At 66.9% G+C, this 19108-nt stretch carries 7 protein-coding genes; 3 read left to right on the forward strand and 4 right to left on the reverse strand.

All coding sequences use genetic code 11. From position 1 onward, the window contains the following. Positions 1 to 64 precede the first annotated feature (64 nt). Positions 65 to 2884 carry a glycosyl hydrolase gene (locus tag QSK31_RS20010; RefSeq protein WP_285685721.1) on the forward strand — a complete coding sequence of 940 codons (2820 nt, stop codon included), beginning with the start codon at positions 65 to 67 and terminating at the stop codon, positions 2882 to 2884. Between the two features lie 157 nt (positions 2885 to 3041). On the opposite strand, the gene QSK31_RS20015 is transcribed toward QSK31_RS20010, so the two are convergent. From QSK31_RS20015 to QSK31_RS20025, 3 genes are all read right to left on the reverse strand, one after another. Then, positions 3042 to 4580, reverse strand: coding sequence for a plasmid pRiA4b ORF-3 family protein (locus QSK31_RS20015; protein WP_285685722.1), 1539 nt, complete (start codon positions 4578 to 4580; stop codon positions 3042 to 3044). A gap of 85 nt (positions 4581 to 4665) precedes the next feature. Then, the gene (locus QSK31_RS20020) at positions 4666 to 5250 is read right to left on the reverse strand and encodes a dihydrofolate reductase family protein (protein WP_285685723.1); all 585 of its coding nucleotides are present in this window, start codon (positions 5248 to 5250) and stop codon (positions 4666 to 4668) included. 196 nt (positions 5251 to 5446) lie between these two features. After that, positions 5447 to 9838: an FG-GAP-like repeat-containing protein gene (locus QSK31_RS20025; RefSeq protein ID WP_285685724.1), complete on the reverse strand. Its 4392-nt coding sequence runs from the start codon at positions 9836 to 9838 to the stop codon at positions 5447 to 5449. Between the two features lie 296 nt (positions 9839 to 10134). Between QSK31_RS20025 and QSK31_RS20030 the strand changes: the two genes are divergently transcribed. Then, a complete protein-coding gene (locus QSK31_RS20030; protein ID WP_285685725.1) occupies positions 10135 to 16953 on the forward strand; it encodes a polymorphic toxin-type HINT domain-containing protein in 6819 nt (2272 codons plus the stop codon). Continuing rightward, a complete protein-coding gene (locus QSK31_RS20035; protein WP_285685726.1) occupies positions 16953 to 17756 on the forward strand; it encodes a hypothetical protein in 804 nt (267 codons plus the stop codon). The genes QSK31_RS20030 and QSK31_RS20035 overlap by 1 nt, the downstream gene beginning before the upstream one ends. Positions 17757 to 18254: 498 nt before the next feature. On the opposite strand, the gene QSK31_RS20040 is transcribed toward QSK31_RS20035, so the two are convergent. Next, positions 18255 to 18791, reverse strand: a complete 537-nt coding sequence (locus QSK31_RS20040) for a GntR family transcriptional regulator (protein WP_285685727.1) — start codon at positions 18789 to 18791, stop codon at positions 18255 to 18257. Between the last annotated feature and the right edge of the window lie 317 nt (positions 18792 to 19108).

A 19108-nucleotide genomic window follows, 5' to 3' on the forward strand; every position in this document is an offset into this window, starting at 1 on the left:
GGCCCGTTTCTATCGGAGCCTCGTGCTGTCGGTTGTCGCGGCTGTCGCAGCCGGACTTGGAGCAGTGGCCCTCAGCGGCACGGCGGATGCCGCCACCGTCGGCGCGGGCAGCTACACCGAGACCCTGCCGGCCGGTGCGAGCCTGCCCGTCGGGTGTGGAGACCTGGCCACGAACCCCCGCCAGTTCATGACCGCCAACGCGCCGGCCGGCCCGGTGCCGACCAACGACTGGTGGTCGTCGCTGGTCTACAAGAAGTTCGACTGCGCCTACAGCGAGAACCTGCACGCGCACCCGACCGCCTACGACACCACCTCGGCCGGGCTTGGATTCTCCTACAACACCACGCCGCAGATCAGTGGGTCGTCCACCGGCGTCGGCGAGTACCACTACATCTACCAGGAGGACTTCACCGCCGGGGTGACCGGGCTGAACGCGCCGCGGACCCTCGTCGACGGCTGGACCGACTGGACCGTCACGCCGTACTGGAGTGACGGCACCCGGACCATGAAGGCGACCATCGGGCACGGCCTGCCGTTCGCGTACTTCCAGATCACCGGCGGCAACGCGCAGATCACCGCGAAGAGCACCCCGACCATCTGGTCCAACAGCGGAGCGCGGATCGGCTACTCGGTCGCCGGCAAGGACTACGTCGCGTACGCGCCGACCGGCGCCACCTGGTCGGTCAGCGGCAACGTCATCACCTCCACGCTGAGCGGCAAAGGCTACTTCTCGATCGCGGTGCTGCCGAGTGGCGTCGCGGACAAGGTCGCGCTGGCGACCAGCTACGGCGCCTACGCGCACAACCACGTCACCGGCACCCGGGTGTCGTACTCGTACAACCAGGCCACCAGCCGGGTCGCCACGACGTACACCTACAACACCACCGCGCGTGAAGGATCCGGCACCGGAACCGTCATCGGGCTCTACCCGCACCAGTGGCGGGCGTTGACCGGGGCCACGCCGATCACACCGACCTACGTCACCGCGCGCGGAGCGATGAAGGTTCTCGTGGGCGCCTCGGCGTACACGACGTCTGCGATTTTCAATGGGGTTCTGCCCGAGGTGCCCGCGGTGGCCGACAGCGCCGGCGCCGACCTCGCCACCCTCAACGGCTACCTCGACCAGGTCAAGAACAACCCGGTCAACCCGGCGGGCAACGACACCTACTGGACCGGCAAGGCGCTCGGCATCGGCGCGCGGATCGCGGAGATCGCCGACCAGCTCGGCAAGACCGACGTCCGCGACACCGCGCTGGCGGCCATCCGCAGCCGGCTGACCGACTGGTTCACCGCCTCGCCGGGTAAGGCGCAGAAGCTGTTCTACTACGACCGGAACTGGGGCACGCTGATCGGCTACCCCGCGTCGTACGGATCCGACGCCGAGCTCAACGACCACCACTTCCAATACGGCTACTTCATCGCCGCCGCCGCCACGCTGGCCAAGTTCGACCCGTCCTGGGCGGCGAACTCCCAGTACGGCGGCATGGTCGACCTGCTGATTCGGGACGCCAACAACTACGACCGCGGCGACAACCGGTTCCCGTACCTCAGAGACTTCGACATCTACGCCGGTCACGACTGGGCGGCCGGGCACGGCGCGTTCTTCGCCGGCAACAACCAGGAGTCCTCGTCGGAGGGCATGAACTTCGCCAACGGCCTCATCCAATGGGGACAGGCGACCGGCAACACCGCGATCCGCGACGCCGGCATCTTCATCTACACGACGCAGTCGGCCGCGATCAACGAGTACTGGTTCGACACCCGCAACGAGAACTTCCCGGCGGCGTTCGGCCACGGCACCGTCGGCATGGTCTGGGGTGACGGCGGGGCGTACGCGACCTGGTTCGCCTCAGCGCCGGAACAGATCCACGGCATCAACATGCTGCCGGTCACCGGCGGGCACTTCTACATGGGCAACGACCCGGCCTACGTCCGGAGCAACTACGCCGAGATGGTACGCAACGCCGGGCACGAACCGGCGCTCTGGCAGGACATCGCCTGGCAGTACCTGGCGCTCGGCGACGGCGACGCGGCCCTGGCCAAGTTCCGGGCAAACAGCGGATACACCCCCGAGGAAGGCGAGACGAAGGCGCACACGTTCCACTGGATCCGCAACCTCGCCGCCCTCGGCACGACCGACCTCACCGTCACCGCCAACCATCCGCTGTACCGGGTGTTCAGCAAGAACGGCGCCAAGACGTACGTGGCGTCCAATATCACCAACGCGGCCATCACGGTGACGTTCTCCGACGGCCGGACGCTGGCGGTGCCGGCCGGCCGGACGGTGGCCAGCGGCGCGACGAACTGGTCCGGCGGCAACGCCACCGGCGGCGGGATCACCCCGCCGTCCGACCCGCCTTCCGACCCGCCCTCCGACCCGCCGTCGGATCCGCCCACGGATCCGCCGACCGACGGGGGAGCGGTCCGATACCTGCAGACCAGCGGCGTCCTGGCCGGCGCCGCGGGCAGTGCCGGCACGGCGACCGTGGCGAAGGCGTCCGGCAACAACGACAACCAGCCGCACTCGCCGACCACGTTCACCGCGACCGGCCTGACCCTGGCCTACCGGTCCGGCGCCGCGACCGCCTTCGGCCTCTCGGTGGACTCGGCCACCTCCGTCGGCAACGCCACCCAGGTCCGCGTCTCGTACGACCTGACCGGCAACGGCAGCTTCGACCGGGTCGAGACGTACCGCTACTTCGCCACCGACCCGGTCACCGGCTGGGAGCGGTACTCCGACGCCGTCGGCCAGATCACCACAACCGGAGCCTTCGGCAACCTGGCCAACGGCACGGTCAAGGTGGAGATCTGGAGCGCCATCGGCTCGGCGCCGAGCACGGTGTCGCTGGGGGCACTCTCGACGGTGACCCTGCCGTACCAGTGACCTGACGACAACGAACCCGGGCGGTATCGAGGTGTTGCCTCGGTACCGCCCGGGGTTCATTTCTTGGACGTGAGGTAGGCAGGAGCGCTACCAAAATTCGAGGGTCTCTATCACCCAAATTCGAGCGACAGTGCGGTGGGTTTCCGAACCCCGCACGTCACCGTGGTTCGGCCAGCATCCGTGTCGCCTCAGCTGCGTCGAAGCGGGTCGGGTCGAGGTCCTCGGCTGATGTGAGGCCCAGCCATTCCAGTCGTTCTGAGTGTTCCGGGTGGGTCGGGTCGGCGAGGATGTCGAGCAGGTCGGCGTATCCCCAGATGCCGCCGCAGTCGTCGGGCGGGGCGGCGCGCCGGCCCCCTGTGCAGCGTGGGTATTGCACAGCTTGGCGGTCGAGGAGCTTCTCCACTGTGATCTCGTGCTCCCAGTTGTCGCCGAAGTCGTAGAGGTACCGCGCCTTGTCCCCGACGCCCGTTGCGACCTGCTCCAACGTCACCGGCTTTTCGGCACGGTGGCCCAGCTCACGGTCGGCGACGCCGAAGGTGCCGTAGGGCGTTTCGAAGGCGTGAAGGTGGCTGTCCTCCCAGCCGAAGACCGTCTGGATGATGTGGTGCAGGTCGGCCAGGCTGGTGTCGCCGGGCAGCTCCAGACGTCGCCAGATCGGCGGCCTCGCGCCACGCAGGCTCACCTTGATCTGATAGATCGGGGCCGGCCCGTCGGACTTCTTCCGCTTCGCCGGCAGCTTGCGGGCGGGCGCAAGGACCTGCCGTCGGCCGGCCGGAATCGGCTCGGTGAACCGCGTCAGCATCTTGACCAGGTCCAGCGGAGTCTGCCGGTCGTTGTCGCCGTGCGCGGCCGGTGGGCGAGGCGGCTCGGGAAGAACACCCATCCGGGCACGTACCACGACGGCCAAGGTGTGGTAGTCGTGCCCGTCCTCCTCGGCGTCGTCCAAGCCCAGCGCGTCGTCTTCCGTGTCGTGCACTGCCCTGGCGTCGAGGGCACGTTCAACCTGCCAGCGAAGTTCTGCGGGATCCAGTTCCTCGGCGTTGAGCTCCGAGGCGATCCTGCCTGTCACCTGGTCCAGGACCTCGCCAGGCAACAACATGATCTCGGCTGCCGCGTCACAGTCGGTGTGATCGACCTGAACAAGGAAGCCGTGCGAGCGCCCGGATCGTTCGAAGGCACACAGCAGCATCGACGCTTCGCCGGCCGAGTCACTGTAACGGCGACAGATTCCGGCCTTGATCGGCTCGTCCAGCGCGCTCATCCACGCCGGTGCGGGCAGTCCGCCCTCGATGAGAAGCCGAGCGGCATCCGCGGCCCCCACACCGCTCTCCACCGCACCGATCGCGACCAGCGCGCCGACGGATTCCGGGGTGGACAACTGCGCCAGCGCCGGAACGATGCCTTCGGCCAGCGCCTCCGTGAACTCCTCGCCCGCCATCCGTCCCGCTGCGACGAAGCTGGCCCCGAACAACTCAGCCTCCAGGGGATCATCGCCGGCGAGAAGCCCGGCGGCACCGGCTGCCAGATCATCGATCAAGGCCTGCGGGTCGAAATCCGCGCCCGAACACTCCGGGCAGTCGCACTCCTCCGGAACGGCAACCACCGGACGCAGAATCCGCCGATCGGACCGGCGGGGCTTATCGCTCTTGCGATTACGGCTCACAGGACTCACCGGGTCATCCTGCCGTACCTTCACCGAGACTTCATCAGGCCTCACCCGGCCGGGATTCAGGGAGAGCGGTCGACGATGGCGTGGTGACCAGAGGCGGGGCCGGCGGAGTTCAGCTCACGCGGCGGTAGCGGATGTGGGTGGACAGCGGAGAGTGCAGGACCTCGGCGGGCTCGAAGCCGAAGGACTCGACGCCGTCGAAGATGCGCTCACCCGAACCCAGCAGCACCGGGGCGATGTCGAGGGTGAACTCGTCGATCACGCCGGCGATCAGGGCCTGCCGGACGGTCGAGGCGCCACCGGCGATGTCCACGCCCTTGTCGCCGGCGGCCTCGCGCGCTGCGGCGTACGCCGCGTCGAAGCCCTCGGTGACGAAGTGGAAGGTCGTCCCGCCCTCCATCTGGATCGGGTCATGCTTGAAATGGGTGAGCACGAACACCGGCGCGTGGTACGGCGGTTCGGCGCCCCACCAGCCGGTCCAGTCCTCGTCCCAGTCGCCGCGGATCGGGCCGAACATGTTCCGGCCCATCACGTAGGCGCCGCGCGGGCGCATGAGCCACCCGTTCGCGACCTTGTCGGCCTCGTTGGCTCGCGGGTCGCCGATGTGCCAGCCGTGGACCTCGCGGCCCCGCTTGCCCAGCGGGTTGTCTCGGCTCTGGTCCGGGCCGGCAGCGAAGCCGTCCAGCGAGACTGACATGTGGCAGGTGGTGTCCGACACGGCGAACCTCCCGAGTGATTGCGAGTTGCAAGCGGTCTCGGAGACCGTAGCAGGTCAGAGTGAACCGGGAGCCGACTGAGAAACAGCAGCTCTGAGGTGGTGCGCAGGTCGAGGTGACGACCCACAGAGTGGCCGCGGCCGGTGACAGCCGCGGCCACTCAGCAGTGCGCTCCTGCTACATGAACTTGTTCATCGAGTTCCAGGTCGAGCCGTCGCCGATGACGTCAGCCCGGTTCCGGTTCTGCCAGTTGCCGGCGCCGTCGCCGCGGTAGAGCAGGATCTGGCCGTTGGACTCCCGAGTCATCACGTCGGAGAAGCCGTCACCGTTGAAGTCGCCGGGTGACCAGATCGCGGTGTGGTTGAGCCAGCCATCCCCGATGTGGTCCGGTGCGTTGCCGTTCAGCCAGCCGTTGCTGCCGTCGCCGCGGTAGAGGAAGAGCTTGCCGGGGACCGGGTCGTTCGGTCCGGCCACCGCGAACAGATCGGGCTTGCCGTCGCCGCTGAAATCGCCCGCCGAGAACAGCCTCGCGTAGTGGGCGAAGGGCGCGTTGCCGGTGGACAGCTTGAGCGGGTCGTTGCCGTTGCGCCACAGGCCCGCGCCGTTACCGCGGTAGAGGTAGATGTGCCCGTCCTCGCGGCGGCTGATGATGTCCGGGAACCCGTCCCGGTCGAAGTCCCCGGGCGTGGTTACGGCGGAGTGGTTGTGCCATCCGCTGCCGGCTGCGTCGGGGCTGCCGCCGTTGAGCCAGCCGCCCGCCCCGTTCCCCTTGAAGAGGAACAGGTTTCCGTTCGGCCAGCAGGCCAGCATGTCCTCGTTGCCGTCGCTGTCGAAGTCGCCGGGGCCGACGATGAAGCGTTTGTCGGCGAACCCGGTGCCGACCGTGGCGGCGCCGCGGATGAACTGGCCGGCGCCGTTGCCCCGGTACATGAAGATCCGGCCGTCGCCGCCGTGCACGGCGAAGATGTCGGTCTTGTTGTCGCCGCTGAAGTCACGGATGTTCGGGTTCCCGGCGTCGTAGATGATCACCGAGGTGTAGGTGAGCACCTCCGCCACCTGGCCTTGGAGGAAGCCGATCGGCGGGTTGTTGGCCGAGCCGGACGCGCCGACCCGGAAGACGCCGGTGGCGTTCCAGGAGGGCAGCATGACCGCGGTGGCCGCGTCCTTGCCATTGATGTGCAGGTCGAGGGTGCCGGTCGAGCGGGTGTAGCTCGCGCTGATGTGGGTCCAGACGCCGACGCGGGCGGTGCCGTTGCGGGCGATCGCGTTGACCCAGGTGGGCGAGTTGGTGTTGGCGGTCGACATGGAGAACCGCCAGCTGTCGGTCGCGTCGTCGATCCAGACCTTCACGCCGGAGTAGTACGTCCCGTCCTGGGAGAACAGCGTGCCGCTGGTCCGGTCCAGCTTCACCCAGGCGCTCACCGAGAAGTCGTTGTTCGTGGCGAACGCCGGGCCCGCGGTGGTCAGCATGCCGGTGCTGCCGTCGAACCGCACGCTTCGGTCGAAGACGTCGCCCTCGGTCCAGGCGGCGCTGGCCGAGCCGGTGAGGTTCAGCATGCCGACCCGGTCTTTGGCGACCTTCTCGCCGGTGACCGCCCCGTCCTCGGCGTCCTTGAGGTTCCAGGCGTGGTTGGCGGTCAGCACCGTCTCGGGTGTCGCGTTGACGATGCCGTTGGCGGTGATCAGGCTCGCGGCGGCGCTGGCGCCGGCGCCGACCGCCCACAGGTCGGGGGAACCGTCACCATTGATGTCACCGCTGTAGGGCGTGATGTCCTTGCCCGCGTTCCAGGAAACGGCAACGGTCCGCTGGGTGAAGGACATCACGCCGGTGACCGTGTCGAAGATGACGTTGTCCCAGGCGTAGAGCTTTCCGCTGGACTTCTGCCAGAGGAAGATCGTGGTCCGGCCGTCGATCGGCGCGCTGGTCAGCGTCCAGGTGTTCCAGTCCAGCTGGCCGGTCGGCGTCCGCTGCTGGGACAGTGTTTGGATGGTCGGGTAATTACCGGTCGAGCCCTTGTTCGGGAAGTAGTTGAGGTAGCTGATGTCCGCGTTGCCGACGATGCCCAGCAGGTCGGGGTAGGCGCTGTCCGGCGAGTGGCCCGCGTTGATCAGCTGCACCGGGTCGAGCCCGTTCTGATCCAAGAAGGTGCCCGCGTTGATTTTTTCGTACGTGCCGCTGAGCTGGGCCTGGATGGGCGAGCCGTCGCCGTTTCCACGTAGGATCACCGCCTCACCGGCGTGGGTCCCACTCGGGTAGTAGACGAACACGTCCTGCAACCCGGTGCCGGCGAACCGTCCGGGGACCACCTGGGCGCCATCGAAGTCGGACGGGTTCTCGGTCGCGAAGGCGCCGTTGCCGCGCGAGCCGAGGTTGACCGCGGCCGGCGCCAGTTTCCCGTTGCTCTCGCCGGCGGAGAACCACAGGCCGGGGGCCAGGTTGTACCGGCTGCCCGGCACCACCAGGTCGCTGAGCCCGTCGCCGTCGAAGTCGCCGTCGAACGCGCGCTCTGCAGGATCGGAGTTGAACTTGGCCGCCTTGCTGTCGCCGATGTTTCCGCCGGCGGAGACGCTGGTCACGGTGAGGGTGTTCATGAACCGGCGCGGGGTGACGGCGATCTCCGCGCTGCCGTCGGTGGCCTTGACCTGACCGTACGGCCCGCCGTTGAGCTGATAGAGGTAGCTGGCCGGAGCATCCCCGGTAAGCGGCTTGGCGATGTTGACCGTGACCGACTCGCCGATCTTCGTGCCGTCTCCGATCGGCGTGAGCACCGGAGGCCCGGGACGGGTCGGGTCGAACTTGAAGTTGCAGGTGACCGACCACGCGCTGGTCAGGTTCAGATCGGTGACCTGGACTTTCCAGGAGAACTGGGTGACCACCGGGTTGCTGGGATAACCGCTCGCGGCGCGCAGTTTGTCGACCTTGACGTTGATGGCGGCAGTGGTCTTGGACCGGTAGGTGAGGCTCTGGTTGGAGGAGGCGACGATCACGCTCGGGTCGTTCGTCTTCCAGGCGCTGAAGATGACGCCGAGCGTGCTGCCGTTGCGGTCCGAGACCGGGGCGTACAGCGTCATCTCACCGTCGCCGACCACCGTCGGGCTGGCCGCGCTGCACGCGGTCGGCGGCGAGGTCGACAGGCCGGTGGGCGTGTCCGGCCGGTGGTTGTAGGTGATCTCGATGGTTGGGCTGGTCTCGAGAAACTCTTTCCAGCCGTTGTCCGAGTTCTCATCGTCGGCCACCAACGCGAACGTCTGCGTCGCCTTCTTCTGCGTGACGGCGGCACCGACCGCGTCCTTGATGTCGAAGGCGACGCCGCCGGCCGGGCAGCCCTCGTAGCCGTGCGCGACGTTCTTGCTGTCGATCACCGACCCGAGGCTCTGGTTCCGCCAGCTGGTCCAGGTCGCGTTGCGCGCTGTGAGGACGGTCGCCGGGGCGTGGAGATTGACCCGGCTGGGGTTGCAGGACCAGGCGCGCGTCTGGGTGATCTTCATGACCGCGGTGTGGATGGTCGCGCCGGTGAGCGTCGAGGTCGCGATCGGGAAGTTGATGAACGTCCGCGACTTGATCTGGTTGCTCGGGTTGCCGACCTGCATCCGGCCCCGCGGGTCAGGCGTGTCCCGCCAGTAGTTGCTGTTCGGGAAGGTCTCCGGGAGGGTCGCCCACCCGTTGTTCTTGGCGCCGACCGCCGACCAGGTGAAGGCCGGGTCGATGTAGACCGGGTACTTGGTCTTCTTGTCGGCGAGCAGTTTCCGGTCCGGGGTCAGCTGAATCTTGCCGTTCGTCACCGCGGCCTTGACCGGTGCGATCTTCGCGCCGGATCCCGGCCCGCGGAAGCTGGACCTGGTCGGTGCCGGTCCGCTCTTCGTGGCCGGCCCGGTGGTGGAGTCCCACATCACCGGCGCGGGCGAGGTCAGCACGGTCGCCCCGGTCCGGTCGCTGCCGGTGATGTTGCCGGTGGTGTCGGCTGCGAGGGTCATGCCGGACAGCTGGGTCGGCATGGTGAGGTTCTCGAGGTCGGGGTTCTCCCCGGACTCCTCGTCGTGGACCACGAAGACCTCTGAGAAGCCACCAGTTATCCGTGCGGTCACACGCAGGTCGACGCCGGGCAGCACCTGCTTGTAGGTCGCGGTGTCACCGGTGATCTCCGGTGGGTTCAGCGACTGCGGCGGGACGATGCCCGCGGACAGCCCGGCGTGGGACATGGTGGCCATGGCGCCCTCGCCCCCGTTGGAGAGTTTCAGCGGGGTGCTGCTGGCCCGGGGCGACCAGGTGCCGTCCGCGTTCTGCGCGAGGTTCGGGTCAAGGGTCTGCCAGGATGAGCCGATCCGCGCGCGGGTGGGCACCGCGGTGCGGGTCAGCGTGAATGATCCGTCAGCGTTCGCGATCAGGGTGTCGGTCTCCGAGGCGGCCTCGGTCGCCTCCACCGCCTGCTTCGTGGTCCGGGCCCGCGCAGCAGCCTGGTCGGCGGTGAGGGTACGGGTGTCGGCGGCGGCCGGCCGGGAACCCAGCCCGCTCGGTGGTGGCTCCGGTGCGGCGGCGGCCGGTCCGCCGACCACCCCCAGCGTCGTCATGGTGGTCAGCAGTGTGGTGATTGCCACAGCCGGTTGGCCGCGGCGTCGTTTCCCCGTCATAACGACCGCCTTCGAAGCGACAAGCATCAGTGCATCGGCATCAAAACCTTAGGTGGTCGGGAGCTCACGGGGGAACCAATCGACGACCGTCTGTTGCCAGGACTGTGCTCGCTGTAAGGTCCTTTCCCAGAGCGTCAGGGACGCACAGTTGAATACGCGAACGGGGAAACACTGTGGACAGTCCGGATCGGATTGTGTCATCTCGCATGCGTCGGTTGTTCGCAGTGACAGCGGCCGTGACCTGCGCTCTGACGGTTTCGGTGAGTGCGCCGGCCTACGCGGAACCAGAACCGGCGCCGGCCTCGCCGAAGCCTTTCCCGGGCCGCTCGGTGACCGGTGTCACGTCGGTGCCGACCCGCTTCAAGGCACCGCCGAACGCTGCGGCCACCTCCTACCAGCCGACCGCGACCCGGATGCCGTCCGCGGCCGAGGCGACGCTCACCCTTGGCGGCTCGCGCGCCCGGTCGGCCGCGCTGCCGGTGTGGCTGGAGGGCGGCCGGGGCTCGGCCCGGGTGCGGGTGATCGGTGAGGCGCAGGCGCACCAGTCCGGTCTGCGCGGCCTGATGATGACGGTCGCGCCGGATGCGGCGGCCGCCGGCAAGGTGCGGGTCGGCGTCGACTACAAGACCTTTGCCGAGGCGTACGGGGGTGACTACGGCGCCCGCCTCCGGCTCTTCCGGATGCCGGCCTGCGCGGCCACCACGCCCGAGGCGGCGGCATGCCGCACGCGTACCCCTCTTGAATCGCGCAACGACCCACAGACCCGCACCGTCTCGGCCGAGGTGACCCTTGCCGAGCCCATGGTCCTCGCGGCCGCGGCGGGCACCGGCAGCGACAGCGGCACCTTCGCGGCCACCGACCTCAAGCCGTCCGGATCGTGGTCGGCCGGCAGCAACTCCGGCTCGTTCTCCTACAATGTGCCGGTCATCATCCCGCCGGCCGTGTCCGGCGTCGTGCCCAGCGTCGGCCTCTCCTACGACTCCGCCTCGGTGGACGGGCAGACCGCGTCCACCCAGTCGCAGGCGTCCTGGGCGGGTGACGGCTGGGGGACCCCGCGCTCGTACATCGAACAGACCTTCACCTCCTGCAAGGACAAGCCGGAGGGGGTGGAGTCGCCGAAGAAGACCAGCGACCTCTGTTACGCCGGGCCGGTCCTGACGATGTCGCTCAACGGCGCGGTCAGCACCCTTGTCTGGGACGCGGCCAAGAACGTGTGGAAGGCCGAGTCGGACGGCGGCGAGAAGATCACCCGGTCGGTGAACTTCGACAACGGCTCCGGCGCCAACGACAAGAACTACTGGCAGGTGACCACCCGCGACGGCACCGTCTACCAGTTCGGGCGTAACCGGCTGCCTGGCTGGACCAGCCAGCGGCTGACCACCAACTCGGTAGACACCGTCCCGGTCTACTCCCCGCGGGCGACCGGCCCGTGTCACCAGGCGTCCGGATTCGACAACTCGTGGTGCACCATGGCCCGCCGGTGGAGCCTCGACTACGTCGAGGACGTCAGCGGCAGCGCCATGACCTACTACTACACGCAGGAGAAGAACAAGTACGGGCGGAACAACGGCTCGTCCGAGGACGAATACGTGCGGGACAGCTACCTCGACCGCATCGAGTACGGCTTCACCGGCGGCAACGTCTACGCGGTCGCGCCGAACCGGATCGTCTTCAAGGTCGACAACCGGTGCGCGTCGAGTTGTGGCGCGCTGAGCGACTCCACCAAGACGCAGTACCCGGACGTACCGTTCGACCTTTATTGCCCCAGCAGCACGAGCTCCAAGGACTGCAAGCAGAACTGGGGCCCGTCGTTCTTCTCGACCAAGCGGCTGTCATCCGTCGTCACGGAGCAGTACACCTCGGTCTCGCGGCGGCACGAGCCGGTCGACGCCTACGCCCTGACCCACACGATGCCGGCGACCGGTGACGGCAAGCAGCCGACGCTGTGGCTGAGCCAGGTCGTCCGCACCGGATACAACCCGGTGGAGAAGGGAACCTTCATCCAGCTCCCGCCGATCAAGTTCGCCAGCAAGTCGCTGCCCAACCGGGTCGACACGCTCAGCGGCTGGCCGTCCTTCTACCGCCACCGGCTGGAGTCGATCACCACCGAGTCCGGTTCGGTGATCACCGCGTCGTACGAGCTGACGAAGCCCTGCGGATCGACCAAACCGGCGCCGGCGACCAACGGCACCTCCTGTTACCCGGTGAACTGGACACCGGAGGGGCGCGACGAGCCGATCGACGACTGGTTCAACAAGTACGCCGTCACCCTGGTCATCCAGACCGACCCGACCGGCGGTGCCGTGACCACCGCCACCTCCTACGAGTACGACGACCCAGGCTGGCGCTTCGACGACAACGAGCTGGTCAAGCCCAAGGAGCGCACCTACGGCCAGTTCCGCGGGTACGGAAAGGTGGTCACCCGCTCCGGGGACGGCTTCAGCGACCGGAAGACCCGGTCGGAGTCGACGTACTACCGCGGCCTGTCCCGCAACAACAACTCCACCGTCGTGAACGTCACGGACACAGCCGGCGGCGTCCACGAGGACCGGGACGAGCTGGCCGGCGCGACGCTGGAGACGAGGTCGTTCAAGGGTGACGGCGGTGCCCTGGAGACCTCGAACATCTCCGTCTACTGGGTCTCCGCCCCCAGCGCCACCCGCGACCGGAACGCCTACAACCTCGAGGACCTCACGGCCAACCGGATCTCGGTTGCGCTTACCTACGACCGCCAGGCGCTACCCGGCGGAGGCTGGCGGACCACCCAGACCGACAACAGCTACGAGGACGATGTCTCGTCGTCGGCGTTCGGCCTGCTGAAGGCCGCGTACAAGCACACCGATCCGGTCGATCCGGCCTACGACCGGTGCACCGTCAACGCCTACGCCCCGGTCAACACCACCCGGAACCTGGTCGGCCTGACCAGCCAGTCGGAGACCTTCGCCAAGGCCTGCGGCGGCTTCGTGCGCGGCACCAAGCCGACCCGGCCGGCCGCCTTCAACACGCTGACGGCGCCGGCGTCGGTGAACCGCCCGGCCGAGGTGATCGACGCGACCCGGACGTTCTTCGACGACCACGCCTGGTCCACGGACTACCCGCAGGCCAGGGTGCCGGACCGGGGCATCGCGACGATGGTGCGCCGTGCCACCGGCTTCGCCGACGGCGCGTACACCTGGCAGACCACCACCCGGTCGAAGACCGACACGATCGGCCGCACCACCGAGAACTACGACGCCAACGGCAGCCAGACCCTCACCACGTACGCGACCGACGAGAACGGCCTGCCGGTCGGGATGACCGTGCGGAACGCGCTCCAGCAGCGGATCACCACCACCACCGAGCCACGGCGCGGCAACCAGGTGAGCACGCTGGGCCGCAACGACGAGCTCACCCAGCAGGAGTACGACGCGCTCGGGCGTTCGACCGCGGTCTGGCTCAACTCCCGCGCCAAGACCCAGCCCGCGGACCGCACCTTCGCGTACGTGGTGTCGCAGACCGGTGCCTCTTCGACCACGACCAACGTGATGAACGACAGCAAGAGCTATGTGCAGACGATCCAGCTGTACGACGCTCAGCTCCGGCCCCGGCAGACCCAGGCTCAGACGCCACAGGGTGGCCGGATGGTGACGGACACGTTCTACGACACCCACGGCTGGGTGAAGGCCACCTTCAACGGCTGGTGGGACTCGACCACGCTGCCGAGCACGGCCCGGATCATTACCGTTCCGAATCTGCCGAAGGTCGTACCCAACCAGACCTTCACCACGTACGACGGGCTCGGCCGCCCCGTGATCGTGCAGCAGGCCGAGGACGGTGTCGCCGTCTCCGAGACGGTTACCGTGCACGGCGGCGACCGCACCACCGTCATCCCACCGGCGGGCGGCACCGTGACCAGCACGGTCACCGACCCGGTGGGCCGCACCACCAGCCTGGTGCAGTACAGCACCCGGCCGATGGTGACCCGCCCGGCCGACACGTTCACCGGGAACTTCACCGTCAGCGGCGGCACCACGACCACCACCCGGTACGGGTACGACGTCCGCGGCAACCAGAACGAACTCACCGACGCGCTCGGCAACGATTGGACGGCGCGCTACGACCTGCTGGGCCGCATGGTCGGCCGGACCGACCCGGACGGCGGCGACACGTCCATGACGTACGACGAGAACGGCAACGTGCTCGCCACCACGGATGCTCGGCAGAAGACGATTTCCGCGACGTACGACGCGCTGAACCGCAAGACGGCCGCTTACGCCTCGCCGTCGGACGCACAGACGGACGCCAACCGGATCGCGAGGTGGGTCTTCGACAACGCCGACAACGCGGTGCCGAACATGCCGTTCGCCAAGGGCAAGCTCACCTCCAGCGCCGCCTACTGGGACGGGCGCGAGTACAAGACGCAGGTGAAGGGCTACAACGTCGCCGGTAAGCCGACCGGCGAGTCGATCACGATCCCGGATTCCGAGGGCGCGCTCGGCGGTACCTATGACTTCACCCATCAGTACACGCCGAACAACTTCCTGCCGCTGAAGGAGTTCTACCCGGCGAAAGGCGGCCTGCCCGCCGAGACCACGCTCGGTGCGTACGACGCCTTCGACCAGATTCAGCGGCTCGGCGGAAACAGTGGGTACACGGACAGAACTATTTATGATGCGTACGGTCGAATCAACTACGCGCAGTATGGCAACTCGACCAACTTCGCCGCGGTGGAGAACGACTACGACGCGCACACCGGTCGGCTGGTCGAACGGACGGTGGCGCGCCAGCCGAACAAGGCGGAGATTGAGAAGCAGCAGTACCGGCACGACAAGGTGGGCAACATCCTTGCCCAGACCACGACTCGGACGCTGTCCGGCAACGTGGCGGAGACCCAGTGCTACACCTACGACGAACTGCGCCGCCTGACCGAGGCCTGGACGGCGACCGACAACTGCGCGACGCAGCCGACCGCCGCCAACCGCAGCATGGTCGGCAACACGATCGGCGGCGGCAGCGCGTACTGGACGAGCTGGACGTTCGACGAGGTCGGCAATCGCCAGGCGCAGATCGAGCGCAACCTGACCGGCGGCACGGACAACACCACCGACTATCGGTACGACGGCAACGGTAAGAGCCAGCCGCACACGTTGACCAGCACCACCAGCACCGCGCCGAATCCCGCCACCTCGTACGCCTACGACGCCTCGGGCAACATGACGAGCCGCAACGCAGGCCAGGGCGCGCAGACGCTGACCTGGAACGACGCAGGTCAGCTGACCAAGGTGAGCGGCCCGTCCGGCACGTCGACGAACATCTACGACGCCGACGGCAACCTGCTGCTGCAGAAGGATCCCGGCACCACCACCCTGTACCTGGGCGCCCAGCAGCACGTCCTGAACACGTCGACCAACGTGGTCACCGGCACCCGCTACTACGCCCTGCCCGGCGGCGCTGTCGCCGTCCGCAAAGGCACCGCCAACACCGACTTCAGCTTCGAGCTGAGCGACGGCCAAGGCACGCCTAACCTGTACCTGGACAACACCGGCCAGACACCGACCTGGCGCCAGTTCACCCCGTACGGCGGCCCACGCGGCACGGCCGGCGTCTACCCCGACAACCGTGCGTTCCTCAACAAGCCGGCCAGCTCGACCACCGGCTTCACCAGGCTGGGCGCCCGGGAGTACGACCCGGTGAACGGCCACTTCATCTCTCTGGACCCGTTGCAGGACAAGGCTTCGCCGCAGCAGTGGCAGGGCTACACGTACGCCAACAACAACCCGGTCACCTTCTCGGACCCGGCAGGCACCGACCCTGGCGGTGGCCAGTGCGCCGATGAAGGTCGCTGCTCGAAGGCTGCGCTGACGCAGAACGCAAAGAAGAGCGATTCCGGCCCGGCCGAGAAGAAGTCGATCGAACAGGTCGTGAAAGAAGGCGCCCGCTGCTCGGATGCCGAGGACAACTGCACCGGTCTGGACCCGGTCGGCAACTGGAAGAAGGGCCAGCGGTTCCACGAGCTTTCGCAGACCCAACAGGCCGAGGCACTGCGTCGCTGGTACTGCACGAACAATGAAGAAGAGTGCGCCAAGATGCGCAAGGAGGAGTCGAAAGCGGCGACCGAGTTCTTCTACGAACTGTCCGGCATCGCCGACGTCCGCGACTGCGCTAACGGCAGCGTAGCCGGTTGCATCTGGACGGCCATTGGCGTGATCCCCGTGGTAGGCAAGGCTGCGGTAGCGGTCAAGGGCGGCAAGACGGCCTTGACCGCCCTACGAGCGGGCCGAGCCGGCAGAGCCGGGAGTGGGGCCGATACCCTCGAGGATCTTGGCTCCTGCTTGCGGAGCTTCAGCGGTGATACCAAGGTGGTCATGGCCGACGGCTCCACAAAACCGATCAAGGACATCAAGGTCAGCGACGAGGTCCGGGCGACCGACCCGGAAACCGGCAAGGCCGGCCCACGCAAGGTCACCCATCTCTGGGTTCACCAAGACCAACTCGTCGACCTCCAGCTCTCCAACGGCAGCCGGGTCACCACAACCGAGGATCACCCCTTCTGGAACGCCACTGACCAAGAATGGCAGGAAGCTCAGGACCTCGACCCCGGCGATCGCCTCTACACCGGCGGCTTCGCCCTGGCATCGAACGCCGGCCTTGACTGGACCACCACCCGCACCAGTACCGCCTACAACCTCACTATCGACGACCTCCACACCTACTATGTATTCGCCGGGAATACTCCGGTGCTCGTACACAACACCGCTTGCCCAACCTTCGGTTTTGCGAAGGCGCCGAACTATCACGGGATCTATATCATCGTCATGCGGGATGGCAGAGCTTATGTTGGATCCGCCGGAAAAGAGGCGACCGCAACTGTTCATAAGCGACTTCATAAATCCTTCACGGACGAGAATGCCGCAGTCTACAAGGCGGGATACACTTACGACGATGTGGACTTCGTGAGCACGAAGGACATGTCTGGAAAGACATGGGCTGAAATTCGTGAGGCGGAACAGGAGGCCATCGACCAGTTCGGTGGTGTGAACGGGGGCGTCCTGTTGAACAGAAGGAACGAGATGTGATGCGGGCAGATTACGATGTGCTAAAGCGGGAGATCGGATCGAGCCAGGATTTCGCTGATCTCCAGGGAGTGTTCATTGACGGCGGGCACAATGGAGTCTACATTCGCGTCCCCCGGGGGCTGGAACTTGATGATGTAGATTTCCTTGAGCGACTTCCAGGTCTCAAGTATGTGGAGGTTGACGGTGCTGTACGTGATGACTCTCGAGCGTTTTCATTGCCGGAGGTCGAGGAGCTGACTCTCCTCACGGGAAGCCAGGTTCCGTTTCGTGCTTCCGCAAGTGATACTCTCACATCGCTCGGTATTGATGATCGACCAGGCGTTCTCGATCTCTCTGCGTATACAGGACTTCAGAACCTGACCGTGTGGTCATTCGCGCGGAAAGAACTCGACTTTCTGTCCGGAGCTCCGCATCTGCGCTGGCTGAAGGTGGAGGGAATGGGTCAGGCCGTAAATCTTGAAGGTATAGGAAAATGTCGGTCTCTCCTTGAGGTTGAACTACTGGAGATCCACGCGGAGAGCCTCGCTCCGCTCCGTTCTGTGCGGGACTTGCTGAGGCTGTGGATCATCGGGCCTGCGAAGCCCCAGGGCTCATCGAATCTGGATCTGGGTGAACTCTCTGGCATGCGGTCGCTGAGGGAGCTTCGTATCACTAATTCTGGGGCCGTGTATTCTGTGGAGCCTTTGCTGGGACTGTCGGATCTCCAAGATGTCCGCCTGAGGGGAACGCGGGTTCTGGAGCCGAGCGCGGAAGTGTTGCAACGTCTCTCGCGTAGAGCAAGAGTGGTCGGGCCCGACGAGTGAGGCGAAGTGCTTGACGTAGAGGAATACGCCCGCGGCGTCGCGGAATGTACAAGTAGCTGACGCAAGGTCCCAACTTGATCAAGAATGACCAAGGTGTGCTTGCCGACCTTCGACAAGGAATTGTTGGCCGCAGACTCCATGGCGTCGCCTATGTAGGTGCGGCATCGGATCTGTGGCCGAGTGGTTATCGTTCGGATTCCAACGTGCGGGAATCTTTTGAAGATTGGTTGGCGTGGCTCGGAGCGAATAGGGCGGATGATGTTGAGTAGTGGGGCGGCTAGTTCCGTTGGGCGGTAGAGGTCCGGGTGGCAGGGCGCGACCAGTGCGCGCCTGAGTGTCACTGGTGTGCGTCGGCGGCGGCGTACGTTGCCGTCACAATTGGCCACGCATTCTTGTGCGTCGATAGATGGTCGCGTGGCTCGAAACCTGGGCCCGTGAGCCCTTCCAGGAGTCTGGTCTGGTTGGCGGCCTCGGTTTGTCGGCGCGGGGGCCGTAGGCCTATAGCGCGTTCGCGCGGCCCGGCTTCGGCCGGGGCCGCCCTTGATTATGTAGAGCAGTTTTGAACCAGCTTGGTCCGCGGCTGGTGGCTACTGCTTTGGTGCCGCGGGTGCGGCGGCTGCTGCGCCGCTTGGTGGGCGCGGCCGGCGGCTCGTCGTCGCTGGTGACGGTTGCGACGGCGGATGGTTTGGCGAAGTTGCCGTGGTCGGTCTGGTATTTGATCACCTCGTCGGTGAGTTGGCTGTGGGTGTCGGCGTGGCCGAGGAAGTCTCGCAGGGCGGCATTCTTCTCGTCGATGGCGCGGGCCTGGTGGTAGCGGATGGTGATCGCCTGCCGGTCGGCGAGGTTGGCCGCGACCCGGCGCCTGAGTTCGGGGTCGTCGATCGGCTCCTGTAGGACTCCGCCGCGCAGGAGGTCGAAGGCGTCGGCGTGGACGAAGGTGCCTTTGCCGGCGACGGCGTAGGTGATGCGCCGGTGTTGCAGCTCGCGTAGGGCGCGTTGGGCGGTTATGGAGGCCACGCCGTACACATCGGCCATCTTGCGGGCGGTTCGTCGCCCCGGCCGACTCGACCGCATCCCGATCAATGACACCGTCAGGCTCAGGCTCCGCCACCGCGCCGTACCTCGGATAGCCGCGCCAGACTCGCCCGACGGACGCCAACGTCGCTGGCTGTCTGCCCACGTTGCCGTCACGGTTGCCGTCAATGCCACCCGACGCCCCGATCCGCTTCCGGACCGTTCCGAGAAAGACCAGGTGAGAGCCCCGCACCGATAAGTCACGCGCCGTGTCGGCGGTGAATATGCCACACGTACTATGTGCTCGCCGGCGACTCGCCTGTCCTCGTGAACAACTT

Origin of the sequence: Actinoplanes sp. NBRC 103695, from assembly GCF_030269485.1 — a bacterium.
In the GTDB taxonomy this organism is placed as follows: Bacteria; Actinomycetota; Actinomycetes; order Mycobacteriales; family Micromonosporaceae; genus Actinoplanes.